At 68.5% G+C, this 24,363-nt stretch carries 25 protein-coding genes, 1 tRNA gene and 3 pseudogenes; 18 read left to right on the top strand and 11 right to left on the bottom strand.

The genetic code is table 11. The annotated features are described in order from the left end of the window. Positions 1 to 10: 10 nt before the first annotated feature. Positions 11 to 415 (bottom strand): type II toxin-antitoxin system PemK/MazF family toxin, encoded by a 405-nt coding sequence (locus AB0959_RS33905; RefSeq protein WP_366830543.1) that lies wholly within the window; start codon positions 413 to 415, stop codon positions 11 to 13. A 165-nt stretch (positions 416 to 580) separates the two neighbouring features. Here AB0959_RS33905 and AB0959_RS33900 point away from each other — a divergent pair. The 3 genes and pseudogenes from AB0959_RS33900 to AB0959_RS33890 form a co-directional block, all read left to right on the top strand. Continuing rightward, positions 581 to 1,001: pseudogene (locus AB0959_RS33900) on the top strand (transposase); the annotation flags it as partial. A gap of 272 nt (positions 1,002 to 1,273) precedes the next feature. Then, positions 1,274 to 1,792: a DUF2231 domain-containing protein gene (locus AB0959_RS33895; RefSeq protein ID WP_366830542.1), complete on the top strand. Its 519-nt coding sequence runs from the start codon at positions 1,274 to 1,276 to the stop codon at positions 1,790 to 1,792. A 152-nt stretch (positions 1,793 to 1,944) separates the two neighbouring features. Further along, positions 1,945 to 2,823: a universal stress protein gene (locus tag AB0959_RS33890; RefSeq protein WP_366830541.1), complete on the top strand. Its 879-nt coding sequence runs from the start codon at positions 1,945 to 1,947 to the stop codon at positions 2,821 to 2,823. 48 nt (positions 2,824 to 2,871) lie between these two features. On the opposite strand, the gene AB0959_RS33885 is transcribed toward AB0959_RS33890, so the two are convergent. From AB0959_RS33885 to AB0959_RS33875, 3 genes are all read right to left on the bottom strand, one after another. Beyond that, entirely contained in the window at positions 2,872 to 3,105 is a 234-nt protein-coding gene (locus AB0959_RS33885; protein WP_366830540.1) for a hypothetical protein, read from the bottom strand. Positions 3,106 to 3,842: 737 nt separating this feature from the next. Next, positions 3,843 to 4,439 (bottom strand): hypothetical protein, encoded by a 597-nt coding sequence (locus AB0959_RS33880; RefSeq protein ID WP_366830539.1) that lies wholly within the window; start codon positions 4,437 to 4,439, stop codon positions 3,843 to 3,845. Positions 4,440 to 4,465: 26 nt separating this feature from the next. After that, positions 4,466 to 5,050: a hypothetical protein gene (locus AB0959_RS33875; protein ID WP_366830538.1), complete on the bottom strand. Its 585-nt coding sequence runs from the start codon at positions 5,048 to 5,050 to the stop codon at positions 4,466 to 4,468. A gap of 143 nt (positions 5,051 to 5,193) precedes the next feature. On the opposite strand from AB0959_RS33875, the gene AB0959_RS33870 reads away from it, so the two are divergent. The 7 genes and pseudogenes from AB0959_RS33870 (at position 5,194) to AB0959_RS33840 (ending at position 11,548) form a co-directional block, all read left to right on the top strand. Further along, positions 5,194 to 5,832 (top strand): hypothetical protein, encoded by a 639-nt coding sequence (locus AB0959_RS33870; protein WP_366830537.1) that lies wholly within the window; start codon positions 5,194 to 5,196, stop codon positions 5,830 to 5,832. Positions 5,833 to 6,504: 672 nt separating this feature from the next. Further along, positions 6,505 to 7,365 (top strand): class II fructose-bisphosphate aldolase, encoded by an 861-nt coding sequence (locus AB0959_RS33865; RefSeq protein WP_366830536.1) that lies wholly within the window; start codon positions 6,505 to 6,507, stop codon positions 7,363 to 7,365. Between the two features lie 3 nt (positions 7,366 to 7,368). After that, on the top strand, positions 7,369 to 8,172 hold the full coding sequence (locus AB0959_RS33860; RefSeq protein WP_366830535.1) for an HAD-IA family hydrolase: 804 nt from the start codon (positions 7,369 to 7,371) through the stop codon (positions 8,170 to 8,172). A 67-nt stretch (positions 8,173 to 8,239) separates the two neighbouring features. Beyond that, a complete protein-coding gene (gene dhaL, locus AB0959_RS33855) occupies positions 8,240 to 8,917 on the top strand; it encodes a dihydroxyacetone kinase subunit DhaL (RefSeq protein WP_366830534.1) in 678 nt (225 codons plus the stop codon). Beyond that, on the top strand, positions 8,914 to 9,909 hold the full coding sequence (gene dhaK, locus AB0959_RS33850) for a dihydroxyacetone kinase subunit DhaK (RefSeq protein WP_366830533.1): 996 nt from the start codon (positions 8,914 to 8,916) through the stop codon (positions 9,907 to 9,909). The genes dhaL and dhaK overlap by 4 nt, the downstream gene beginning before the upstream one ends. Positions 9,910 to 10,105: 196 nt before the next feature. After that, a pseudogene (locus AB0959_RS33845) lies at positions 10,106 to 10,423 on the top strand (site-specific integrase); the annotation flags it as partial. Positions 10,424 to 10,870: 447 nt separating this feature from the next. Then, entirely contained in the window at positions 10,871 to 11,548 is a 678-nt protein-coding gene (locus tag AB0959_RS33840; protein WP_366830531.1) for an HNH endonuclease family protein, read from the top strand. 603 nt (positions 11,549 to 12,151) lie between these two features. Here the strand turns inward: AB0959_RS33840 and AB0959_RS33835 are convergent. After that, a complete protein-coding gene (locus tag AB0959_RS33835; protein WP_366830530.1) occupies positions 12,152 to 12,982 on the bottom strand; it encodes a helix-turn-helix transcriptional regulator in 831 nt (276 codons plus the stop codon). Positions 12,983 to 13,084: 102 nt separating this feature from the next. Between AB0959_RS33835 and AB0959_RS33830 the strand changes: the two genes are divergently transcribed. Together AB0959_RS33830 and AB0959_RS33825 are read left to right on the top strand one after the other, a co-directional pair. Then, positions 13,085 to 13,921: an SDR family NAD(P)-dependent oxidoreductase gene (locus AB0959_RS33830; RefSeq protein WP_366830529.1), complete on the top strand. Its 837-nt coding sequence runs from the start codon at positions 13,085 to 13,087 to the stop codon at positions 13,919 to 13,921. 307 nt (positions 13,922 to 14,228) lie between these two features. Next, positions 14,229 to 14,578: pseudogene (locus AB0959_RS33825) on the top strand (hypothetical protein); the annotation flags it as partial. Between the two features lie 79 nt (positions 14,579 to 14,657). Here the strand turns inward: AB0959_RS33825 and AB0959_RS33820 are convergent. After that, positions 14,658 to 14,731 (bottom strand) — tRNA-Gly (locus tag AB0959_RS33820). Positions 14,732 to 15,382: 651 nt separating this feature from the next. Between AB0959_RS33820 and dcd the strand changes: the two genes are divergently transcribed. The 4 genes from dcd (at position 15,383) to AB0959_RS33800 (ending at position 17,899) form a co-directional block, all read left to right on the top strand. Continuing rightward, positions 15,383 to 15,958 carry a dCTP deaminase gene (gene dcd / locus AB0959_RS33815; RefSeq protein ID WP_366830528.1) on the top strand — a complete coding sequence of 192 codons (576 nt, stop codon included), beginning with the start codon at positions 15,383 to 15,385 and terminating at the stop codon, positions 15,956 to 15,958. A 21-nt stretch (positions 15,959 to 15,979) separates the two neighbouring features. Further along, positions 15,980 to 16,534, top strand: a complete 555-nt coding sequence (locus AB0959_RS33810) for a phosphoribosyltransferase (RefSeq protein ID WP_366830527.1) — start codon at positions 15,980 to 15,982, stop codon at positions 16,532 to 16,534. A gap of 39 nt (positions 16,535 to 16,573) precedes the next feature. Further along, positions 16,574 to 16,984 carry a hypothetical protein gene (locus AB0959_RS33805; protein ID WP_366830526.1) on the top strand — a complete coding sequence of 137 codons (411 nt, stop codon included), beginning with the start codon at positions 16,574 to 16,576 and terminating at the stop codon, positions 16,982 to 16,984. A gap of 99 nt (positions 16,985 to 17,083) precedes the next feature. Continuing rightward, on the top strand, positions 17,084 to 17,899 hold the full coding sequence (locus AB0959_RS33800; protein ID WP_366830525.1) for a class I SAM-dependent methyltransferase: 816 nt from the start codon (positions 17,084 to 17,086) through the stop codon (positions 17,897 to 17,899). Positions 17,900 to 18,163: 264 nt separating this feature from the next. Here the strand turns inward: AB0959_RS33800 and AB0959_RS33795 are convergent, their stop codons facing one another. The 4 genes from AB0959_RS33795 to AB0959_RS33780 all read right to left on the bottom strand — a co-directional run bounded on the left by AB0959_RS33795 (position 18,164) and on the right by AB0959_RS33780 (position 21,689). Beyond that, entirely contained in the window at positions 18,164 to 19,198 is a 1,035-nt protein-coding gene (locus AB0959_RS33795; RefSeq protein WP_366830524.1) for a YIP1 family protein, read from the bottom strand. Between the two features lie 25 nt (positions 19,199 to 19,223). Continuing rightward, positions 19,224 to 20,705 carry an integrin-like protein gene (locus AB0959_RS33790; RefSeq protein WP_366830523.1) on the bottom strand — a complete coding sequence of 494 codons (1,482 nt, stop codon included), beginning with the start codon at positions 20,703 to 20,705 and terminating at the stop codon, positions 19,224 to 19,226. A gap of 132 nt (positions 20,706 to 20,837) precedes the next feature. Beyond that, positions 20,838 to 21,233, bottom strand: a complete 396-nt coding sequence (locus tag AB0959_RS33785; RefSeq protein ID WP_366830522.1) for a nuclear transport factor 2 family protein — start codon at positions 21,231 to 21,233, stop codon at positions 20,838 to 20,840. A gap of 33 nt (positions 21,234 to 21,266) precedes the next feature. Then, entirely contained in the window at positions 21,267 to 21,689 is a 423-nt protein-coding gene (locus AB0959_RS33780; protein ID WP_366830521.1) for an ATP-binding protein, read from the bottom strand. Positions 21,690 to 21,872: 183 nt separating this feature from the next. Between AB0959_RS33780 and AB0959_RS33775 the strand changes: the two genes are divergently transcribed. Both AB0959_RS33775 and AB0959_RS33770 read left to right on the top strand, forming a co-directional pair. Beyond that, on the top strand, positions 21,873 to 22,718 hold the full coding sequence (locus AB0959_RS33775; RefSeq protein ID WP_366830520.1) for a Scr1 family TA system antitoxin-like transcriptional regulator: 846 nt from the start codon (positions 21,873 to 21,875) through the stop codon (positions 22,716 to 22,718). 10 nt (positions 22,719 to 22,728) lie between these two features. After that, a complete protein-coding gene (locus AB0959_RS33770; protein WP_366830519.1) occupies positions 22,729 to 22,929 on the top strand; it encodes a DUF397 domain-containing protein in 201 nt (66 codons plus the stop codon). Here AB0959_RS33770 and AB0959_RS33765 read toward each other — a convergent pair. After that, complete coding sequence (locus tag AB0959_RS33765; RefSeq protein ID WP_366830518.1) at positions 22,893 to 24,356, bottom strand: VCBS repeat-containing protein; 1,464 nt, start codon at positions 24,354 to 24,356, stop codon at positions 22,893 to 22,895. The genes AB0959_RS33770 and AB0959_RS33765 overlap by 37 nt on opposite strands. Between the last annotated feature and the right edge of the window lie 7 nt (positions 24,357 to 24,363).

Raw genomic sequence — 24,363 nt, 5'->3', positions numbered from 1 at the left:
GCCTAGCCGACTACTCAAGTCCACCGAGACGGAGGGCATCCCTCAATTCGCTGAGCTTCTCGGTCGTCGCCGGGGTCCGCTCCTTCGCCTGTGCAGCGAGTCGGAGGGCATCCTCAATCTCGTTGAGTTTCGCGTAGGGCAGGGCGCCCGCCCGCTCGATCAGGTCGTCCCGGGACACGGTGGTCAGCCACGTGCAAGGGGTGAAGCCCGGACACGGGAACGCGAACCGGAGCACGCCTTCAAAGGGCAGTCCTTCCATGGCGCCTACTACCACTTCGACGCCCAGACCGCTGATGTCGACGCCCGCCGGAGCCACGACCTGCATCACCCGGATCCCGGACGCGTCGCCTTCCGACAGCAGTACGACCGGCCGCCGCTCGTCGAACTCGACCCACCAGACTTCGCCACGTTGCACATGTCCTCCTGACACAGGACCGCATGCGTACGCTGCGCGACCCTGACGCGCTGTGGAGACGGGTGCGGCCACGTTGATCATCGGTGTGTGAAGACAAACGATCACGCGGTGGCCGCAGGTCACAGCGTAGACCCTGCCCGCTGGCAGGAGGCGTTCGATGGCCTGATGAGCCGGACAGCCGGACAGCCGGACAGCCGGGCGGTTCGCGCGGGTCGAACCCCGCCTCCGGGCCCTGCGCTTGGTGCTGGGCCTGCTGTCGGATCTGCCGCGCAAGAACTGCTGGACGATCGCAGAGTGGGCCGGGGAGGCCACCCCGCACGGCATGCAGCATCTGCTGTACAGGGCCGCCTGGGATGCCGAGGCCGTCCGCGACGACGTGCGCGAGTACGTCGTCGAGCACCTCCACGACGAGGCCGCTGTGCTGGTCGTCGACGAGACCGGCGACGTGAAGAAGGGCACACGCACCGTCGGGGTCCAGCGCCAATACACCGGCACCGCCGGGCGGATCGAGAACTCTCAGGTCGCCGTCTACCTCGTCTACGCCGGCGAGGGCGGGCACGCGGCGGTGGATCGGAGGCTGTACATCCGACGAGGGGACCGGCTGCGTCGGCCTCTCTTCCAGCCTGCGTCCTGCCGGCCCCGGACGGCAGGGGCCGTTCGTCCTCTCGTGCGACGCCGACACCGCTCGTGCGGCGGCGCCGCGGTGACGGGAGACGAGATCGCCGACGGCCGGGACCGGTGGTGCGGTTCGTGGTGCCATGCGTGGTGCGGTTCTCAGAAGAAGCTGAGAACTTGCTGTGCCAGGCTGGCGCGCCTGATCGTCACAGTCGGTGCCCAACCTGCCTGGAGAAGCTGCCCATGAGCCTGATCAACGGCCTGCCCGCACACATATTGCTCGTGCATTTCGTTGTGGTCCTCGTTCCTCTGACCGCGCTGGCACTCGCCGTCTGCGCGATCTGGCCGAAGGCGGCTCAGCGCATGGGCATCGTGCTCCCGCTGCTGGCCCTGGTCACGCTCGTGAGCGTTCCGCTCACCACTCAGGCCGGCGAGTGGCTGGAGGAACACGTCGACAGCAACGCGCTGGTGCGCCGGCACGCCGAGCTCGGCGATGGCCTGCTCCCCTGGGCCGGGGGTTTGTTCCTGCTGGCGGTCCTCATCTGGTGGGTGGCCGGCCGCGCCGCCACGTCCGGTTCCGGCACCTCGGGCCGCCGACGCCGGTCCGCCGCGCCCGTGCGGGTCGCGGCCGCTGTGCTGTCGCTCGCGGTCGCCGTGGGAGCGGTCGTGGACGTCTACCGCATCGGCGACTCGGGGGCGAAGGCCGCGTGGCACGACGGCTTCTCCAAGACGGCGTCGGGCGGCGACGGGGACGACGGCTGAGCCGCCGCCGAGCCGCCCCGATGATCGGGGGACGCATGGAGGTTCGTTCAGGTTCAGGAGCTCCCCACCCTGATGCGGTGCGGGACAGGTTGACGGACGCTGGAGGAGGCAGAGCACCTGAGCAGACGGGCGCCGCTTGACCGGGAGGTGTCATGACGGAACCGGTCGTGGTGGGTGTGGACGGCTCGCCGTCCAGCCTGGACGCGGTGGAAGCCGCGGCGCGTGAAGCCGCGCTTCGCGGGACCGGGCTGCGGCTGGTGCACGCCTTCGCATGGCCGTCGATCCCTGCACCGCCTGGTGGGCTGCCCTGGAACCCGGCCATGGCCGGGGTGCGCGAACTGGTGGACGGCACACTGATCGAGGCCGAACAGCGAGCCCGCCAGGTCGAGCCGCTCGTGGAGATCACCCGGGAGGTCACCTTCGGTGCGCCGCTGATGGTGCTGGAGATCGAGTCGCGCACAGCTTCGCTCGTCGTGGTCGGCAGCCGCGGACTGAGCGCGTTCGGCAGTCTGTTGCTCGGTTCCACCGCCGTGCACCTGGCCGCCCACGGCCGATGCCCGCTGCTGGTGGTACGTGGCAGGCCGAACCCGACGGGTCCCGTTCTCCTGGCGGTCGACGGCTCACCGGCGGGTGAAGGAGCCGTCGAGTTCGCCTTCACCGAAGCCTCCATGCGTGGGGCGGGCCTGCTGGCCGTGCACGTGTGGAACACACGGAGCGAACGGGCCTACGAGGAGCCGGGCGACCCACTGAACATAGTGGTCGACATCGAGCGGCTCCACGAGGACGAGCGGCGGCTGCTCGACGAGACGCTGACTCCGTGGGAGAAGCGCCGGCCCCAAGTCGCTGTGGAGCGACGCCTTGTGCGCTCCCGGATCCGCCCGGCCCTGATCGAGGCCAGCCGCGACGCGCAGCTGGTCGTGGCCGGTGCCCGCGGCCGCGGCGGCTTCACGGGCCTGCTGCTCGGCTCCGTCAGCCAGGCCCTGCTGCACCATGCACACTGTCCCGTCACCGTGATCCGCGGCAACGAGTGACCACGGCCGGGCGGGCACCAGGCGTTCGGTGTGACGAGTGGCCGGCCGCTACCTGGGCCTGGTCCGGGTGACGCGCCACAGCTGGCGCGGCAGGTCGCCCTCTTCGAAGGCGTGGACCTCGTCGAGTGTCCAGCCGTCGGCGAGGGCGTCGACCAGGGCGCGGTCGAAGAAGTGCACGGCGAAGCCGCCGTGTTCGAAGATGTCGTCTCCGTGGGCGGTGCCGACACCGATGGGGGGTCCCCCCCGGTTCGAGTGGAGCCGAGAACTGGGGGAGGGCGTCACCGGTGTGCCGGACGGTGTAGACGAACACACCGCCGCGCCGCAGCACACGGCGCACCTCGCCGACCAGTGCGCCGTCCACGGTTCGGCACCGAAGATGCCGACCTCCCGACCATTGAGCAGAGCGCACAGCAAAAGGGCCCGGGTCTCTGACCTGGGCCTTCTTCGTGGGGCGGGTGACGAGAATCGAACTCGCGCTCTCAGCTTGGGAAGCGACGGCGCTTGGAGGGTGACATGCTTGCTGACCTGCGCTTAGGTGACTCAGCGGTGGCTCCGGGAGAGCGGGTTCGTACCACCGTTGACCGCTGTTGTCCGCTTTTAGGGGCACGCTGTGGGCACGGCGCCGCGACGGACAAGCCGACGGCGGCCGGGTAGGCAATTTCCAGGCTCGGCGTGACTCGACTCGCTCGACCGGGCGGCGTAATCGCGGCTGCACACGTCGACGTCGTGAAGCAAGCCCAAGGCCGACTCGCTCCGTGGGCGGGGGTGATCTGTGGAAACACGTCTCCGTAGTTCTCACTGGTCCACGCCCGGGCTCATGTGCCTCGGATGTGACCGTCCGCCAATGCATCGCTCACGCGTGCCGGGCGTTCTCACCTGCGGCGGAGTGGCGTCTCTGGGCAGGCCGCGGGGAAGGGCTGCCGGATGAGGGCCGATCACGTTGCCGGTGAATGTTCTGCACGGGCCTCTACACGTGTCCCGTGGCTGGGATAACACCGTCAAGTGTTGGTTTGACGAAATTATGAGCGAAGAGAGACGTAGCCCTTGATGCCGGCCTGTCTCGCCTTCGCGATGCGGTCCGCCGGGGCGTTTGCTCGCTGTTCGGAGGTCAGTGGCCAGTCGAGAGGCTGCATGAACAGCAGTTCGCCGGTGATCGGGACGAGGGCGGCGCCTCCGAAGAGATCGTCGCCGGCGAACCAGACGCCTGCGGAGCCGCCCGCCGGCCATCCCTTGCCCGACAGGTTCGTGCCCGCCATCGTGGGAGAGCCCGAGCTTTCCCTGCCTATCCTGACGGTGAAGCAGTTGTTCCTTTCAACGCTTATCTGCGGGACCGGGCCGCGGAAAACCACGGGGTAGGTGTGGAAGAGGCGGGAGCACCGCCGGACCCAGGAAAGGGAAATCGGCAGGCGGATCATCGAGGTGAGGAGGCCGAGGAACCCTACTATCGCGAGGGGGAGCAGGTAGTCGGTGCGAGTCACGAAGATCTGCAACCACATGAGCCCGAAGATCGCTGCCCGTTTCGCGAAACGCTTCAGCGCCTTTTCGCGGTGATGCTTCAAAGCGCCCTGGAAATCAGTTCCGTCGGTCGCGTAGGGCGCGCGAGTCTCCTCCTGCACGGCGATCCTTCCCGCCTTTTCTGTGATCACCCGAAGTCGGACTGCATGGCTTGCGCCGCGGAACCGGGAACCACGGGCCCGGGCCCTTGGCCTGCTTCGGCTGTCGGATCCTTGAAGTTCAGCGTTCGGGCGGTGCCGAGCAGCACCGAGCGGTAGTCGTCGGCGAGTTCGACCGCCGAGGTCACCAGTTGCACGGTGATGATCGACGACGTACGGGGCTCCGGTACCGCCACTGTTCCCTGCCAGACCGAACCCTCCAAGGGCCCCTCCTGACCTTCGGGCGGGACGCCGGGTGCCACCGTCTTACGCACCTGCTCGATCAGGAACCCGACGCCCACCGGCAGTTCGATGGGCTGCATGCCGTTGTTCGCGTTCCCTCCCGCATTGCCGCCCACCATGCCGGTGAGGACGCGCATGGGGTTCGCCCCTCCGGAGGGAAAGGCCGAAATCGTGAGCACCGACAGCGAAGCCTCTCCGTTCCCGTCGGGGTGCATGCCGAGTGCGCAGACAGCCACCGGCTGCTTCTGCAGGAGCATCGCGGTCATGGCGTACAGACGGAATGCCTGGTCGGCCCGGTCGCGGGCTTCCTGGGGAAGTCCGCTGGTCCCCATAGCGGCGGAAGAAGGGAATTATGGGCAATGTGGACAGGCGGGCTTCCCTTGTGTTACCCGACCGGGCGGCAGCTTATATACCAGTAGAGTGGTGTGTCGATCGCGGTCTCCTGGGCTTTCGAATCCACATACGAGGAGAAAATGTGAAAGACAGCGATGCGGGCCTTCCCTTCGACAAGCTCGGCACACAGGCCGATGGAGTCCCTGCCGATGCGCACGCCCCTCTGTATAAATGTGCTTTCGACCACCCTGAGACCCGGGCGGCATGGGAGCAGGCCCGGAGGAAAGCGAAGAGAGGGCGCTGGATCTGGCACTTCTTGTATGCCCTCTCTTGGGTGGCGTACTTCGTGCTCTTTGGGAACCTCTCAGGCGAAAATGCGAAGGAGCAGGCTGCCGGCGGCATCGTCCTGGTGTCATTTGTCTATCTGACGCTTCTCTACCTGCGCCGCGACGTATTGAGTTCCCTGAAGCGCATCCGGCGTGTGCTGGAGCAGCATCCGTGGCAGCTGGTCTCCGCGGCGCACCGGCCCGACGGCGTCAAGGACGTCATGGGCGTGCCCGTCCAACTGCGATACCGCGAAGGCGAGGAGTTGACCGGTCTCATGTCCGCGCGGAATCCGCTTCGCCGACGTCACTGGCCTGAGGAACTGGAGCACGGTGCCTGGTACGCCGGTGAGGTCTGGCAGGCAGGAGGCGCCAGGACGCGCGGATTCGGTGTCCTCGCTGTCCCGGGTGGCGGCGAGTTCATGGAGGTTTCGCGAGAGACGGCGGTGCGCCGGTAAGCAGGGGGGAGTCGTGTTCGCCGGTTTGGTCGCATGGGGCCCGAAGGGGTGCCGGACGTGAGGGAAGTGCGGCACTTGCGGATCACGGAGCTGTCCCCGCTTCAATATCCCCAAGGTCACCGTGCTCATTGCGCCAACCATCCGCTACACCTCGTGCGCTGACCGCGGCGCCCTCACATGCTCCTTCCGGGACGGTGGTGGTGCCGCCCAACTGCCCGATGCGCCTGCTGCGCACAGGGGGTGCGCCAGCCTCAAAACACGAGCACGTCGTCGAGCCGCGCCTTCTCCCGCACACGACCCAGGAGCGGCATGCCCTCCGCACGGGACGAAGCGTCGGCAGCCGAAGCGGTCATGACGGCCATGTGAGGCACCCCACGCTACCGGCACTTCCCCACCAAGACAGACCTGGTCGCCTCCGCCGTGGCCGCCTACATCGAACGCGTGGCGGACGAGGCCGGGCGGCTCACCTTCGACCAGTGGCCGGCCTCACGCGAGGACCTCCTGAAGATGCTCTGAGCCCCTCCGGAGCGGCTGGGGAGGGGGCACCCGGGCACCGCTGAGCAGGGCCGGGCCGAACAGGTCCCGCCGGGGCCGCGGGCACTCCGGTGACAAGTGGCGGGGCTCGGACCGCGGGCGTGAAATGGAGAGGGGGCGGAAAACGTGGAGGCGCCCGTGGGTGTGACACCGCTGACCGAGATTCTCTCCGCGCCCTTCGACGAGCGCTACGCCGTACCGGCGATCAACGTGTTCAACGACCTGACGCTGGAGGCCGTGCTGGCGGCCGCGGTGGAGAACGCGTCGCCGCTGATCGTGCAGACCTCCGTGAAGACGGTCAGGTCCATAGGCAGCGACGTCCTCTACACCATGTGGACCGCGATGACCGCCGGCATCGAGGTGCCCGTCACCCTGCACCTGGACCACTGTCCGGAACGCGAGGTCATCACCGAGTGCCTGCGCTGCGGATGGAACTCGGTGCTCTTCGACGCCTCCAAGCTCCCGGTCGAGGAGAACATGCGGCAGACCGTCGAGGTCGTCGCGGAAGCCCGCGCGTACGGGGCCGCGGTGGAGGGCGAGATCGAGTCGATCACCGGTGTGGAGGACGGCGTCGGCACCGACACCGCCGCCGAGCGGCAGGACCTCGCGGTCGCGCTGGACTTCCTGCGGACCACCCAGGTCGACGTGTTCGCACCGGCGATCGGGAACGCCCACGGGTCGTACAAGCGGGCGCCGGTGCTCGACGCCCAGCGCGTGTCCGACATCGTGGCGGCCCATCCCGTGCCGATCGCGCTGCACGGCGGCAGCGGACTGTCCGACGAGCAGTTCCACGACCTGATCTCCCGGGGATGCGCGAAGGTCAACATCTCGACCGCCCTCAAGGAGACGTACATGAAGTCGAACCTGGCCTTCCTCGAAACGGCGGCGCAGCGGCAGAAGTGGGATCCGCCATCGCTCTTCCGGGCCGTCCGCCAAGACGTCATCGAGTTGGCCGGTTCCCTGATGGGGCTCTTCGGCAGCGCCGGGCGGGCGGGCTGAGACATGCCCGGGCTCATCTTCGACTGCGACGGCGTCCTCGCCGACACCGAACGCGACGGACACCTGCCCGCGTTCAACCAGACCTTCGAGGAATTCGGCCTGCCCGTACGGTGGAGCGACGCGGAGTACGCGGAAAAGGTGAAGGTCGGCGGCGGCAAGGAGCGGATGCGGGCCCTGCTGACCCCCGACTTCGTCGCCGCGGCCGGTCTGCCCACCGACCAGGAGGCACTCGACGAGCAGGTCGCCCGCTGGCACCGCCGCAAGACCGAGATCTACACCGGGATCATCCGAGGCGGGGACATCCCGCCCAGGCCCGGTGTGCGGCGGGTCGCCGAGGAGGCCCACGAGGCCGGGTGGACGCTCGCGGTCGCCTCCACCTCCGCGGAGCCGTCCGTCCGCAGCGTGCTCGAACTCGCCATGGGACCCGAGCTGACCGCCGGCTTCAGCGTCTTCGCCGGGGATGTGGTCCAGCGGAAGAAGCCGGCCCCGGACATCTACGCCTTCGCCGTCGACCGGCTCAGCCTCGATCCTGAGCACGCCGTCGTGATCGAGGACAGCCGCAACGGCCTGCTGGCCGCTCTGGGCGCCGGGCTGACCTGCGCAGTCACGACCAGCGCCTACACCGGGGAGGAGGATTTCACCGGGGCCTCGCTGGTGGTCACGTCGCTCGGCGATCCGGCACCGCGGGAGGTTCCCGCCAGGGTGCTGAGCGATCCGCTCGGCGCCCGCCCGGGGCGCTGGGTGGTCCTCGCGGACCTGGCCGCCCTGCTCACCGCGTCCGCAGGCCCGGCCTCCCGTACGGACTGATGCCGTCGAAGTCATTGCCGTCGAAGTCATTGCCGTCGAAGTCATTGTCGTCGAAGTCAGGAGAACCATGACATCGCCATCGACATCCACGGGTGACCTCGCCTTCGTCGTCCGGACCATCGCGCAGACCGCGGTGGACAACGAAAAGGCCTTCGGTGACCTCGACGCCGTCGCGGGTGACGGCGACTTCGGGTACTCGCTCGCCCGCGGCTTCGAGATCGTGCTCGCCGACTGGGACACCCTCGTGTCCGACTCGCCGGCGGAGTTCCTGAAGAAGGTCGCCCTGGTGGTCTCCAAGCGTGTCGGCGGCACATCAGGGCCGCTCTGGGGCACCGCCCTGCTGCGGGCGTCCGGGGCCGTGAAGGACCGGACGGACTTGGTCGCCACGGACGCGGTCGCGATGCTGCGGGCCGCGGCCGAGGGCATCAAGGCGCGCGGCAGGTCCGACCTCGGGGACAAGACGCTGCTGGACGCGCTGATACCGATGACCGACGCCCTGGAACAGCGGTTGGCCGAGGGCGGACCGGGGTCCGGCGCGGCGGAACTCGCCCGGCTGGCCGCCGTGACGGCCCGTACCGCGGCCGACGCGACGACACCCATGCAGGCCCGACGCGGACGCCAGAGCTACACGGGCGAGCGCAGCATCGGTTCGCCGGACCCTGGCGCGGTGGCCGTTGCGGTCATGGCGGAGCGCATCGCCGACGAGTGGGACGCACACGAGCGACGCGAAGGAGCGACGCCATGAAGAAGTTCGTCAACGACCCGCAGGACTACGTCCCGCAGATGCTGGAAGGGCTGGCCCTGGCCAACCCGGACACGCTGAAGTACGTCCCCGAGCACAACCTGATCATGCGTGCCGACACCCCGCAGGAGAACAAGGTCTCCATCGTCCAGGGCTCCGGGTCCGGTCACGAGCCGGCGCATGTGATGAGCGTCGGCAGGGGAATGCTCGACGCGGCCTGCCCCGGCGACGTGTTCGCCGCGCCGCCGGCCGACTCGGTCTACGAGACGGTCAAGCTGGTCGCCTCTCCCAAGGGCGTTCTGCTCCTGGTCAACAACTACACCGGGGACCGGATGGCCTTCGAGATGGCCGAGGAGCTGTCCGAGGCCGACGGGCTGAACGTCCGTACCCTCTTCATCGATGACGACGTGGCCGTACAGGACTCGACGTTCACCGTCGGCCGACGAGGCGTGGCGGGCAACTTCTTCGTGATGAAGGCGGTCGGCGCGGCCGCCGAGCGGGGCGCGGATCTGGACGAGGTCCAGCGGATCGGCGAGAAGGTCAACTCCGTCGCCCGCTCCATGGGCATGGCACTGACCGCCTGCACACCCCCGGCGAAGGGCTCCCCGCTCTTCGACCTGCCGGACGACGCGATCGAGATGGGCGTGGGCATCCACGGCGAGCCGGGCCGGAAGCGGGAGAAACTCCAGTCGGCGGACACGATGGTGAGCGAGCTCGTCAGCGCGGTCGTGGACGACCTGCCGTACTCCTCGGGGGACCACGTCGCGCTGATGGTCAACGGCCTCGGCGGCACGCCGATCGGCGAGCTGTACCTCGTGTACGGCCGGGCCCACAAACAGCTGGACGAGCGAGGCATCGAGATCGACCGCAGCTACGTGGGCGAGTACTGCACCTCGCTCGACATGGCCGGTGCCTCCATCACCCTGGTCCGCCTGGACGACGAGATCTCCGAACTCCTCGACGCCCCCGCCGAAATCCCGATCCACGTCTTCTGATGGGCGCGGGACGGGTCGTCGCCAGACCTGCCGGGGCGGCCGCGTGAGCGGTGCCCTGGTCCTGGACAGCGGGGGCCTGGCGAAGGGCCGCACAGCGTGATCGGCCCGTCGTAGAGCACCGGGCCGATGGCCGCGCCGGTGGCCCGCAGGTGAGCCAGCGCGAGAAGTCCGGTCTCCGCCGGGGTACATACGAGGAATCTTCGTCGGCGAGAAGGGCGCTCCCTTCCGGCGCAGCACCTTCGGGCGGAGGTGGCGGAAGGCGAGGGAGATCGTCGGCATGCCCGAGGGCTTCCGGTCCTACGATCTCCGGCACACCGGGCACACGCTGTCGACGCGCTCCGGCGCCACCCTCAAGGACACGATGGTCCGCGTCGGGCAGTCCTCCGAGAAGGCGGCCCTGATCTATCAGCACTCCGACGACGAGCGACAGCAGGAAGTTGCTGCCGTGCCAGATGAAGGCACCGACGATCCGGACGATCAGCGTTCTGGCACGAATCTGGCATGCAACCGCTGATCACGACGGACAGCAAAAAGGCCCGGCTCTCTGACCTGGGCCTCAATCATGGAGCGGGTGACGAGAATCGAACTCGCGCTCTCAGCTTGGGAAGCTGCGATCACTGAAGCCGGGTTCGGGCGCTGACCTGGGCGAATGCCCGTACCGTGGCCTCATCGGAGACGGCCGCCTTCACCGTGATTCCCCGCTGTTCCCCGCTCGAACTGGTGCGGTTGTGGTGCGCGCGCCACCGTGACCTCTTCATCCCGAATCCTCGGCTGGGGGGTCATTGAGGTCTGGTGGGCTGGTCAGTCGGCTATCGGTGTGCGGGCGCTGATCACCCCGGCATGGAGAGTCCTCCATCGGGTGCCTCATGGAACGTCTGTCCGGTGAACTCAAGCATCCATATGGCTCATTCGTTCGAGTCGAACCCCTCGAACGAGGTGCGCGGAATCGATTCTGCAATGTGTGATCAAGAACCTAAGGCGTGCCGCTCTTGCGGCCGCACTCGTCGCCCTGCCCCTACTGGCACCCACTCCGGCTCACGCACACGATCGGGCCGCCGAGACCTACACACTCCCGATCGCGGTTGCGGTCGACGTCCTCCCCCTCGCGGCGGAGGTGAGGGACGGCTACCAGCGCACGAGCTTCAAGCACTGGAACGCCGGCCAGAACCCCACCGACGGCTGCAACACGCGAGCGGAGGTACTCATCTCCGAGGCGGTCGACCCGCCCGAAGTTCTCCCCGGCTGCAAGCTCTCCGGAGGCCGATGGTGGTCGTACTACGACGCCAAGTGGGTAACCATGGCCTCCGCCCTGGACGTCGACCACATGGTGCCGCTCGCCGAGGCCTGGGACTCCGGGGCCTCGCAATGGACCGCCAAGCGGCGTGAGGCGTACGCCAACGACCTCGTCGCCAGCACCTCCCTCGTCGCCGTCTCCGCGGCCTCCAACCGCAGCAAGGCCGACCAGGACCCGGCGGAGTGGCTGCCGCCGGACGTCGACGTCATGTGCCGATACACCTCGGAATGGATCGCGACCAAGCTCCGGTGGGAACTCACCATCGACGCCGTCGAGTTCGGAGCACTCACACAACTCGCGGAAGCGTGCCCCGGCACCACCGTGACCTACGAGCCTGCTCCCTAGAACCGTGGCCCCGGCTCATCGATGAGGCGGGGCCACATCTGGCTCGACAGTCAGAGCGGATTGAGCTCTGAGTTTGGGAAGCTAAAGCCGTGGAGCCGACCGCGCCAGCCAGAAGGTGCCTCTCTCATGTCATGCCCGCAGCCGCCGAGCGCGCCGCAGAGGCGGCACGCGCCCGCGCCGTGCGCGGGCTCTTGAACCCGTGAGGAGAGTTGTTACTCAGGCTTCGGCTGAGTCTTTGTCCTGTCTCGGTGGATGGTTGACAGTGTGGCTTCGCCTGATGCTTGACACCGCTTGCCTCGGCTTGGCTGGGCGCGTCTGATCGGCGGAAGCGACGGCGCTTGGGCCGACTCTATGCCTATGAACTGGGCAGATGTCCTCGCTTGGCGAAGCCGTGCGGGTCGGTTCGCACCGCTGTTGACCGTGGCTGTCCGTCCTTACGGGCACGCTATGGGCACGGCTTCGTGGATCGGCGGAGTGCTGGGTGCGCGCGATGGCTGAAGCGCCAGGCTCGGCTCGCTCTCCTGCCTGGATCAGATGCCGCGTCGCGAGTGCACAGACCGGCTCGTCAGGGAGCCGCGCGGCGACAGGAATGCTGAGTCGGCGTCACTTCCGCCCATCAATGTTGAAGTCCCGTTCCGCGAGCAGACGCAGTGCCTCATGTGACCGGCTGTCCGGCTCTGCGGAATAGACCACCAGCTGCTGTCCCGGTGCGGAGGGCACGGGAAACCGTTCGAGATCGAGCGTGAGAGTACCGGCCCGCGGGTGAGTGATCGTCATCCTGCCATTGGTGCGGCCCCCGACATCGTGCCTGGCCCAAAGACGTCGGAAGCTCTCGCTGCGCATGGACAGTTCGCCTACCAGCGCTTCCAGGTCCGGATCGTCGGCCTCCGCGCCGGCCAGCCCGCGCAGGCACGCCACGAAGTCCTGACGCGGATCCGGTTCGACCAGGAAGTTGTCCGGCTCCAAAAACAGGGTTCTGACGAGGTTGGTCCCCGGTGTGTGCGCGGGCGACAGGGACCGGGCCAGCGGATTCGCCGCCAGCACCAGGAACGTATGAGTCTGCACGAACGCGGGCGTCGCCGACCAGGAGCCGATCAGCCGAGCCAAGGTGGGAGACACTCGATGGCGGTGAGCACGCCCGCGTGAACGCGGGACAGAACCGGCGAGCGTGAACAAGTGCGTGGTTGCGGACTCGTCGAGCCGTAGAGCCTGAGCGAGCGCCCGGAGGATCTCCGCAGACGGCCGCCGGTCACGGCCCTGTTCGAGACCGAGGTAGTAGTCCACGCTGATACCGGCGAGAGTCGCAACTTCCTCGCGGCGCAGGCCGGGCACGCGCCGACGTGCGGTCTCAGGAAGACCGACATCCGCAGGACGCACCAGTTCGCGACGGGCCCGCAGATAATCGCCCAGCAGATTCACGGTGCGGTCATCCATGGGGGCAAGGGTAGGCCGGAACGAGCAACGGACCCTGGTGCCGGCAGCACCAGGGTCACGGCTCGCTTCCTCTGCTGCAACGCGGGACCTAGCGTCGGGTCCATGGCAGCAGAAACACTTGACGGCCTGACCGCCGTCGTCACCGGCGCCAGTTCCGGCGTCGGCGCGGCCGCGGCACGGCGGATGGCCGCGATGGGTGCCTCAGTCGTAGTCGTGGGCCGTGCGGTGTCCAGAACCCGCGCTGTCGCCGACGAAGTCGGTGGCACCGCCCTTCCCGCAGACTTCGCGCGCTTCAGCGAGGTGCGGGAACTCGCTCAGCACCTGATCTCCCGCATACCGCGGATAGATATCCTGGTCAATAACGCTGGCGTCGTTTCGCCAAAGCGGGAAACGACGTCGGACGGTCATGAATTGACCGTGCAGGTCAATTTCCTATCTCCCTTCCTGTTGACATCGCTTCTCTGGGAGAAGCTCCTGCAGGTCCCCTCCGCCCTTGTCATCAACACCAGCTCCAGTCTCTACCGGTTCGGCAAGGTCAATCCGGACGATCTGGATCAGAATCGGAGACGTTACGCACAGATGCGCTCGTACAACGCCTCGAAGATGGCAAGTGTCGTACATGCCGCCGAGATCAACCGCCGGGCACCGGACACAATGACCGCTGTTGCGTTCCACCCAGGCAGCGTCCGATCCGGCCTCGACCGCAACTCCGCACTGGTCACGGCAGCAAAGGCAAGCCTGATCGGTCGGCGCCTGACGCAGTCACCGGAGGAGGGGGCCGAGCCGATCATCAGGATCGCCACCACCGACCGCAACAAACTGAGAAACGTCTTCTACAACCGGCTTGAGCCGGAGCCACTGCGCCCCTCTGCCGCGGACGCGGATCTCGGTGCCCGACTGTGGCAACGGGCCCACGAGCTCACCCACGCATCGCCATAACAGTCCCTAGTGAGACGATGTCCTGTCCGGCAGATCCTGGGTCGCGATGGTGAACCGTATCGTCATCGGCGGCTTCCCCTGTTCGTGGACCCACTGCATGCGGTACCAGGATCGCCCGGGCAGACCGCTCCCTCCGCAGAAGAAAACCGGCTGCCACAAGGTGCCTCGCGCCTTCTTCCGCGACCCGCATGAAGGGGAGTGGCTCGAGCTCGCGCCTCGCGCTTCCCCGCTCCCGTTTCCCGGCAGCACCTCCGCGGCCGCTGGGCAGAGCATCCGCTGATGGCAGCCGCGGAGACTGCGGCCTCCGGCTGCGGGTCCGATGCGACCGGTGGAGGTGGCCGGCCTTCGCCGCCGAGACGTCGACCTGGACAACCTAGTCATCCGTGTCCGTGTGGCCGAGCCCGAGAGAACGAACGGCGGACACGCCCCCGGCGAGACCAAGTCCGACGCGGGCGTCCGCACTGTCGTCCTCCCGGCTTTCCTGCACAAGGAGGTGAAGCGGGACCTCGCTGGAAGGCCGCGCTGATCTACCAGCACTCCGATGAGGAGTGGCAGTGGGAGGTGGCCGCCGGGCTTGACGACCTCGTGCGCGCCGAGCGTGCGAAGTCCCACAAGGACGACCCCTCGCACCGCAGCGAGGAGGCCGCCGAGAGCTAATGGTGCGGTATTGGTGCGCGACCGGCTCACCGGTCCAGACAACAAAGAACCCCCGGGTCCCTGACCTGGGGGTTTCGCATGGAGCGGGTGACGAGAATCGAACTCGCGCTCTCAGCTTGGGAAGCTGATGTTCTACCATTAAACTACACCCGCGTAAGACGCCGGACGGTGCCGGTGTCGGAACGCGTGGTCACTCTACCTCATGTCGGATCCCCGGTGCTGAAGCCGAGGGGTCCGTTCGCGTTTCGGGGGGATGGACGGGGCTGCGCCGGACGGGAGTTGGGGCGTACGGTGGGGGAGCGGCAGGGGGCCCGTACGGGGTCGGGGTGCCGCCTGGAGGGCCGTCCCTTTCATCCCGTAATGTGGCTTTCGTCGTCAGGGCAGTTAGCCAGACGAGGCTCTTGGGGAAGGGACTCTTGGACTTGATGGAACGCACCGTCGTCCGCTGTGCCGATGGGCACGTGTTCAGCACCGCTTCGTTCCCGATGCAGCAGGCCGAGCGACTCGGCCCCGGCCGGTTGATCCGCTGTCCGCGGTGTGCCCGGCTTCGCAGTGTCGTGCCTGTGGCGTTCGAGAAGCGATAGCCGGCGGCGGGCCGTGCGGGCCGGGTACGTCGTACGAGCCGTGGTTCGACGGTCGGCCTTGGCTCCGCGGTCCGCGGCAGGCCGGCTGTGTGCGGTGGAGCGGCAACAGCAGCAATGAGCAGTAACAGACAGTAACAACAGGAGTGAGCAGGCGCGCGGGTCGTCCTCGTGAGGGCGGTCCGCGCGTCTTGCGTCTCCGCGTCTTGCGTATCCTCGGGGCGTGCTTCTCTCAGACAAGGACATCCGGGCCGAGATCGACGCCGGTCGGGTACGGATCGAGCCGTACGACGAAACCATGGTGCAGCCGTCGAGTGTCGACGTACGGCTCGATCGCTACTTCCGGGTGTTCGAGAACCACCGCTACCCCCACATCGATCCGTCCGTCGAGCAGGCGGATCTGACCAGGCTGGTCGAGCCCGAGGGGGACGAGCCGTTCATCCTGCACCCCGGGGAGTTCGTGCTCGCCAGTACGTACGAGGTCATCAGCCTGCCCGATGATCTTGCTTCGCGGCTTGAGGGGAAGAGTTCTCTCGGGCGGCTCGGGCTCGTCACCCACTCCACCGCCGGGTTCATCGACCCCGGGTTCTCCGGGCATGTGACCCTTGAACTGTCCAACCTCGCCACCCTGCCGATCAAGCTCTGGCCGGGCATGAAGATCGGGCAGCTGTGCATGTTCCGGCTGTCCTCGCCCGCGGAGTCCCCGTACGGGAGCGAGCGGTACGGGTCCCGGTACCAGGGGCAGAGGGGGCCGACCGCTTCCCGGTCCTACCTCAATTTCCACCGGACGCAGGTCTGAGAGGGGAAGGGGCAGCCGAGTATGTCCGACGTTTCCTCCGCGAGCTCCCCTGCGAGTTCTCCTGCGAGTTCTCCTGTGCGCGAGAACCTCTCCTACGAGGTCTTCGGCCGCGCCGTTCGTGAGCTCGCCCAGGTCATCGCCGACGACGGGTACCAGCCCGACGTCATCCTCTCCATAGCCCGTGGCGGGGTGTTCGTCGCCGGCGGGCTTGCCTATGCGCTCGACTGTAAGAATCTTCACCTGATCAACGTGGAGTTCTACACCGGGGTCGGGACCACCCTCGACATGCCCGTCATGCTCGCGCCCGTGCCCAACGTCGTCGACTTCTCCGCGAAGAAGGTGCTCATCGCCGACGACGTGGCCGACACCGGCAAGACCCTCAAGCTCGTCCGCGACTTCTGCCTCGACGCCGTCGCCGAGGTCCGGTCCGCCGTGATCTACGAGAAGTCGCAGTCGCTGGTGAAGTGCGAGTACGTGTGGAAGCGGACCGATGAGTGGATCAACTTCCCGTGGAGTGTCCTGCCTCCGGTTCACAGGTCGGGGGAAGTGGCCAAGCCGAACAGGGAAGCGCTCTAGCCGGTCCATACGCCTCGGAAGGGCTGGTGGACAGTCGCCGTGACGTACTACGCGGACCTGACGCCTTACACGTATGACAGCGACCACTGGGATCCAGAGGCGTCCGGCCGCCTCTGGCAGGGCGTCCCCGTACTGAATGTGGGCTGGCTCAGTGGGGACAAGGGGTACGCGAACGGCTCCGCGCCGCCGGGACTGGTCGAAGCGCTGAAGAGCATGACCCGCACCCACCGGGCCCAACAGACCCGGGGCTTCCACCTCTGTCCTTGGTGTCCCCTGCTCCCGGGTGCCGGTTACGCCGATGGACCTCGGGGGAGTGCCGAGATACGGGTGATGGGACGCGGCGTCGCCTACGCCGCACCTGAGCTGATCGCTCACTACGTCGAGGGCCACGGGTACCTGCCGCCGGCCGACTTTGTCGCGGCGGTGCTGTCCTCCGACGGGGCTGCCTGAGGCGGGTGTGCCGGGAGGCTGGATGCCACGGCTACGTGTCGCGGAGCGATTCTCTTGGGGCGCGGCGGGGGTGAGGTCTCCGGGCGCGGCAGTACCGTCATGAAGGTGACGGGAATCAATGCCGACCAGCGGTGGTCGGAGTGGTCGGAGTCCATGCCGGCGGCCTATGAGCAGTACCTCGTGCCGGTGGTCTTCCGGCCTTTCGCCGAGGACCTGACCGCGAAGGCGGCGGCACTCCGCCCTCGGCGAATCCTCGAACTGGCTGCGGGGACAGGCGTGTTGACATCGAACTTGCTCGCGGCGGCACCGTCGGCCGAAGTGACGGCCACCGACCTGAACGAGGCCATGGTCGCTTTCGGGTCGGCCCGGGCCCCGGGCGCGGTGTGGCGGCAGGCCGACGCGCAGCGGCTGCCGTTCCAGGCCGGAAGCTTCGACCTCGTGGTCTGCCAGTTCGGCGTGATGTTCTTTCCCGACCGGGTCGCGGCCTTCACCGAGGTCCGGCGGGTGCTGGCCTCGGGCGGCCGGTTCTTGTTCAACACCTGGGGCCCGTTCGGGACGCACGCCTTCGAAGTCGCGCTGCAGGCGGGGCTGGAGCGGGCCTTTCCGGTCGACCCGCCACGGTTCTTCCCGACGGTTCCGCACGGCTACGCCGACCCCGCTGTCGTGGTCACTGATCTGACGGCCGCCGGGTTCGCCGTCGAGGAGGAGCAGGAGCTGACGCTTCAGGGCCGGGCCGCGTCGACCGCCGACCTTGCCACCGGGTACCTCACCGGGACACCGGTGCGCGCGGCCGTTGAGGCGCGCGGCGACGGACCAACTGTCCGGGCAACCGTCATCGAGGAGATGACGGCCCGCCTGGGCCCGGGGCCGGTCACCGCCCCGATGACGGCGTACGTCTTCCGCGCCGTGGCCTGAACGCAGGACGCGCCCGCGCCGGGATGGGCGTGAGGGCGTGAGGGCATGATGGCTACGCCGGACCGGCGCACGCAGTGCGACGGCGACGGCGACGGAGACGGCCGCGACACCCGCGCCCGGTCGCGCCTCCTGAGATCGGCCGGCGAGGGCACACCCACCGGTGACGGATCTCCTGTTCGTGGAGTGCGACACCTTTCCGAAAACTGTTGCACTCCACGCACAAGGTGCCCGGTGCCCGCGATCCCCAGCGGCCCCGCAACGGTGCTAGAACGTCCCCAGCTTGATCAGCGACAGGATCGCGATCAGCTGGATCGCGGACGCGCCCAGGGCCTTCGGCCACGGCAGGTCGTGGGACTTGGAGACCATCAGGGTGAGGAGGGCGCCCGCGGCGACCCAGGTGGCCCAGCCGAGGATCTGGACGAAGGGGGCGTCGCCGCCCGCGAACATGGCGACCACCAGGCGCGGTGCGTCCGTGATGCACATGATCAGCATGGAGAGGCCGGCCGTGGGCTGCCAGGCGCCGTCGCCGCCGAGCTGGCGGGCCAGGGTGTGGGTGACCACGCCGAGGATGAGAAAACTCACGACCATGGCGACCGCTGTCGTCAGGACGATCGGGATCGCGTTCGACAGCGTCGCGTTGATCGCGTCCTTGCGGGCCGTGTCGAAGCCGAAGACGGCGAGCAGGCCGTAGAGGAAGGTGACGACGAGGGCCGGGCCCCACATCGTGTAGTCGCGCATGACCAGGAAGGTCTGGTTGGGCGACATCACGATGCCGCGCAGCAGCTCCTTCCAGTGCAGGCGCGGGCCCGCCGGCGCGGCCGGGGCCTGGCCCGCGCGGTACGTGCCGCCCTGGTGGTACGGATCATCCCCGTCGACCGAGAACGCCTGGGTGTGCCCCGGGTTGTTGGCCGCGTACGGGTCGTGTCCCTGGCCCTGGCCCTGGCCCTGGGGGTAGCCCTGGCCGCCGCCGTCGCCGAAGTACTCCGGCTCGCCGTGGTTGCCCGGGTTCCCGCCGCTCGCCTGCGGCCAGCCCGACGACCCGCCGGGGCCACCCTGGGCGCCGTACGGCTGACCGCCGCCGTACTGAGGTCGCTGAGGCGCCTGTGGGTAGCCGTACGACGGGCCGCCCTGCGGCGCCTGCTGTCCGTACGGAGGGTTGTGCGGTCGCGCTTGAGGAGCGCCGTTGTTCCGGCCGCGTCCGATCCTGAATCCAGCCACGTCTTCGAACGTACCTGGTCCCCGTGTGCGACGTGGTGGGCACAGGGGAACGGGGACACCTTTGCGGCCGAGCTGTGACATCCCCTAAGGGGTAGTCAGATGTGACTCAGTGACTGCTCAGGGTTTTGCCGTACGAGAGTGCAGTTGACGAGGACGGGAGGCCCAGGCTGACCGGGGTGACGGCGTACGAGCCCTTCGACTTCAGGGCCGGGAGGAGCCAGACACCGCCCCTGTTCGCGTTCTCGCCGGGGGCGCCGATCGCCGCGTCGGGCGTGCCGTCATGATCATAGTCGCCGGTCGCCACGGCCGTGCCGAAGGCGTCCCCCGCCTCCGCCGCGCCCGGGATCCCCGGGCTGCCCTGGTTGTACGCCACGGAGACCGCCTCGCCGTACTGGTCGACCAGGCCGCCGGCGCGGCTCAGCAGCAGCGTGGCCGCGCCGGCTCCCGCGCGGGTGCCGATCGCCTCGCCGGGGGCGCCGGCGATCAGGTCGTCGCGGCCGTCGCCGTTCCAGTCGAGCACGGCGAGTGACGCGCCGAAGCGGTCGCCGTCCTCGGCGCGGCCGTACACGCCGACGGTGTCCTGGTTGAGGGTCTGGGAGCGCGTGCCGAAGTTGGCACCGCCGGCCGCGTCGCCGTAGTGGATGTGGATGCCGCCGCCCTTGGCGTACTCCTCCGGGCCGCAGGGGTCGTCGATGTTCTCGTCGGCGATCTCCCGGCACTCGCCGAGGGCCAGGTCGTCGTGGCCGTCGCCGTCGAAGTCGCCGGAGGCGAGGGCGGAGACGCCGGCGTTGTCTGTGTTCCAGAAGTTGACGAGGCCGGGTTCGGAGGGCTCCGAGCGCCACAGGCGCACGTGGGACTGGGTGTACGGCTGGTTCACGGTCCAGTAGGCCAGCGCCAGGTCCGCTGTGCCGTCGTTGTCGAAGTCGCCCGTGGTCAGGACCGGGGCGCGGCCGCCCATGGGGGCGCTGACGACGGTGGAACGGGACCCGCCGCCCGGTGCCAGCACCACCTTGTCCGTCGCGCCGATCACCACGTCCGTCTTCCCGTCGCCGGTGAGGTCGGCCGCGGTCACGGACTTCCCGTACGCCGCCGAGGCCGCCGGGCCGTTCGCCACCGTACGACCCGCCGTGTTGCCCGTCGTGCCCAGGCCGCCCTTCGCGCCCCGCAGCACCGCGACCGTGCCCGCGTCCTTGCCGGAACCGGTGACGTCCTCGCCGGGGGCGCCGATCACCAGGTCCGCCACCCCGTCGCCGTCCACGTCGGCCACGGCCACGGCGGCGCCGAAGCGGTCGCCCGCCTCCGGGGTGCCGGGGACGCCGGTGCTCGCCTGGCTGACGCGGGTGCTGCCGAGGGTGCCGAGGCCCTTCGGACCACCCCAGACGACGTTGACGTATCCGGCTCTGCTCCTGCCGCCGACCGTGGCGTCCGGGACGCCGACGGCGAGGTCCGTGTAGCCGTCCGCGTTGAAGTCGCTGGTGGTGGGGGTGGGGGCGGCGGCCGTGGCGGGCGGGGCGAGGGTCAGGGCAGCCGTGGCCGCCACGACGGTTGCCGCTGTGGCGGCGGCCAGGGCGTGGGTCCGTATGCGCACGAGGGCTCCAAGGGGCGAGCGGGGTGCTGAATCCGGTGGGTCCGGGTTCTCCGTGCACCTGTTCACCTGTGTGACACCTGGAGGTCGTGCGGGGTTGTGGTGAGGCCCTCAGGCCCTGAGGGCCGGGGGAGGCTACGACCAGAAGTCGTTGAGCTTGTCCATGTTCTCGACGCATTCGTCGATGTCGGTCGCCTTCTCCCCGACGATGCGGAAGATCAGGGTGCCGTTCTCGTCGATCCGCTTGCCGTTGCGCTCCGCCGTGAAGCGGTGCACGGACACCGCGTGGCCCCGGCCGTCGACGAATATGTTGCGCAGTTCGACGCGGAAGGTGCCGTTCGTCTCCGTGCTCAGCCGGCGGTACATGTCGATGCACGCGTCCTGGCCCTTGTAGTCACCCGACAGGGTGTGCTCGCCGGGTACGTGGTGCGTGCAGTCTCCCGACAGGATCTGACGCAGGGTGTCCATGTCACCGCGCGAGAAGGCCTCGTAGCCCTTGCGGACGAGTGTGGCGTGCGGGTGCTCGGCCATGATGGTTCACCTTTCAGGCATATGTGTCAGAAGTCACTCTCCTGGACCATTGTCGTCCTCTGCGCTTTTCGGTGCATTCCTGAGTTCGCACCAGACGTACTTGCCGCCCGTGCCATTGATGTCGAACCAGCCCCAGTCGTCGGCGTAGGCATCGACGATCTGCAGGCCGCGGCCGTGTTCGTCGTGGAGGGGTGGGGGTGCGAGGGGCGCGGCGGGGGGTGCGGGGTCCGTGTCCCAGGCACCCAGCCGGAACGAGGAGCCCGACCGCCTGATCTTGAGGGCGGCGGGCCCCTTGGTGTGCCGGATGGCGTTGGAGAGCAGCTCGGAGGCGAGGAGCTCCGCGGGTTCGATGAGGGCGGGGAGGTGGTGGGTGGTGAGGATGTCACGGAGGGTGCGGCGGCTGATGCGGACGGCTCGGGGGTCGTTGGGGATGTAGAGGGTGTACTCCCAGGGCATGGGGGTCTCCTGGTTGGCGTGAGGGTCGGGGTGGTGGCTCTGTCGCCCCGCAGGGCAGGGTGGGGCGATGCACTTCCGCTCCGCTGAGTGGTTGTTGCGTCACTGAAAGTAGAGGAGCAACTTGTCCTAGGGCAAGTCGTTCCCGCATTATGGTGGCGTCAACTCGCCTGAAAGGGGCTACAGATGGGTGCCAGGCCCGTGATCACGGTGCGCCAGGAACGCCTCGGTAAGGAACTGCGCAAGCTGCGCGAACGAGCGGGGCTGGGCCTCCGGGAGGCTGCACGCGCGACGGGGATCAACGAGGCCCGGCTCTCCAACACCGAACTGGGGCGCTTCGGTGTGAGCCCGGAGCGCGTACGGTTCCTGGCCGACTTCTACAAGGCAGGGGACGCGCCGCTCGTAGATGCCTTGGCGGCCATGGCGGCTGAGCGTGGGCGTGGGTGGTGGGAGGAGTACCGGGGGCTTCTCCCGCGGGGGTTTCTCGACCTCGCCGAGTTGGAGCACCATACGCGGTACGTGAGGTCATTCGAGATCGTGAGCATTCCTGGGCTGTTGCAGTCCGAGGAACAAGTGCGAGCGCTCTACAACGGCGCTCTCTCGGATTTGAGCGAGGAGCAAAAGGAGCTGCGAGCCGAGTTTCGTCTGAGGCGGCAGAAGGTCCTCGATCGGGATGACTTCGTGTGCGAGGTCGTGATCCATGAAGCGGCCCTACGGATCAGGCAGGCCGATCGCAGTGTTGCCCGGCAGCAGTTGCTGCACATCCTGGCGCAGTCGGAACGGCCTCAAGTCACCGTGCGTGTGGTGCCGTTCGACAGGGACCGGTTCACCATCAGCAGTCCGATTCTGATGCTGGACGGCCCTGTTCTGCAACTGGACACTGCGCTGCGAGACGCTCCGCACGGCGGAACCTTCCTGGACGCAGAGGCCCAGTTGACCACGTACCGGCGATGGCTCGCCGAGACGCAGAAGGCCGCACTCGGCGTCGTAGAGTCAAGGGACTTCATTCGTGAGCTGGCTCGACAGACCTGAAGGGCTCGACATGGCAGACGTTCTCGTGTGGCAGAAGTCCTCCTACTCCGAGGGTGAGGACGCCCCCAACTGCCTAGAGATCGCCGCCACCCAAGAAGCCCTGCGGCTTCGCGAAAGCGACGAGCCCGGCACGGTCATCGAGACAACCGGCACCGGACTCGCCGCCCTCATACGTCAGTTGCGCAGCAGGGTGAAGCCCAACCTCGGATAGTCCACCGTCGGGACGCCCACCGCCGACGGGCCGAAGCTCAGCGCGCCCGTCGTCGTCACGCCCGACGACGCACCCCGCAGGTTCCACACCGCGCCGTTCGCGTCGTTCTCGCCGGGGGCGCCGACGGAGAGGTCCGCCTTGCCGTCGCCGTTGTGGTCGGCCAAGCGGACGGACGAGCCGAAGAAGTCGTTGGCCTCGGCGCTGCCCGGGACGCCCTCGGTGGCCTGGGAGAACGCCTGGGAGCCCGTGCCGGTCAGGCCCGTGGCCGAGCCGCGCAGCACGGTGACGCTGCCGGTCTGGGCGGTGTCCCCGACCTTCTCGTAGAGCGCGCCGACGGCCACGTCCGCGTACCCGTCGCCGTTGACGTCGCCGACGGAGAGCGAGTCCCCGAACCAGTCCTCCGGCTCGTCCACGCCCGGTACTCCCTCGGAGTCCTGGGTGATGGTCGTCTGCGGCGATGTGCGGACGCCGGACGCGCTGCCCAAGTAGGCCTTGACGGAACCGCCGTCGCCCTCTCGGACGGAGCCCGGGGCCGCGCTGGTGACCACGTCCGCGTAGCCGTCGGCGTTGAGGTCGCCCACGGCCGCCAGCCTCCAGGCCTCGTTCCTCAGGAACGTCTGGAAGGTGAGCCCGGAGCCGGACGCGGAACCCAGGTAGACCAGGGTGCCGTCGTCGTACGTCCCCGGCCCGGGGTTGTACTGGCCGCTGATGACCAGGTCGGCGGTGCCGTCACCGTTGATGTCACCGGCGGCGAGGTTCTGGGCGCCGTAGCTGCTGCTGCCGGCGTCGGAGGTGTAGAGGTCCGTGGCGAGCTTCTGCGTGGACGCGGCGCCCGACGACTTGGTGAAGCCGCCCTCGTGGATCCGGATGTCCTTGCCCCTGCTGCCGACGGCGAGGTCGACCCTGCCGTCGCCGCCGAAGTCACCGACGGCGAGGGACTGTCCGTACCCGGCGCCGGCCGCGGCGGCCGGGTCGGCGATGGTCAGGCCGCCGGAGAGACCGCTCGCGCCGCCCCAGACGACCACGACGGTTCCGCTGTCGGTGTCGCCGTCGACGTCCTCCTGCTCGGTTCCGACCACCAGGTCGGCGTACCCGTCGTTGTTGAGGTCGCCGGAGGCGAGGGTGCGGCCGAACTCGTCCTCCTGTTCGGCCGTGCCGGGGATGCCGCTGGTGTTCTGGCTGATGACCGCGGAGCGGGCGGCGCTGATACCGGACGCCGAGCCGTAGTTCACGACCACGGCACCGGCGTACTTGGCGCCTCCCACGGTGGCCATGGGGGCGGCGGTGACGAGGTCGCGGTACCCGTCGCCGTTGAAGTCGTCCGCGAACTTGGCGGGCGCGGCGGAAGCGGGCGAGGCGAGAGTGAGCGGGGTGGCCCCGGCCACGGTGAGGGCGGCCAGGGCCAGGGTGGTGGTGCGTAAGCGCATGAAGGGT

Origin of the sequence: Streptomyces sp. NPDC046862, from assembly GCF_040704615.1 — a bacterium.
GTDB lineage: Bacteria > Actinomycetota > Actinomycetes > Streptomycetales > Streptomycetaceae > Streptomyces.
This window is presented reverse-complemented; position numbering and strand designations above follow the sequence as displayed.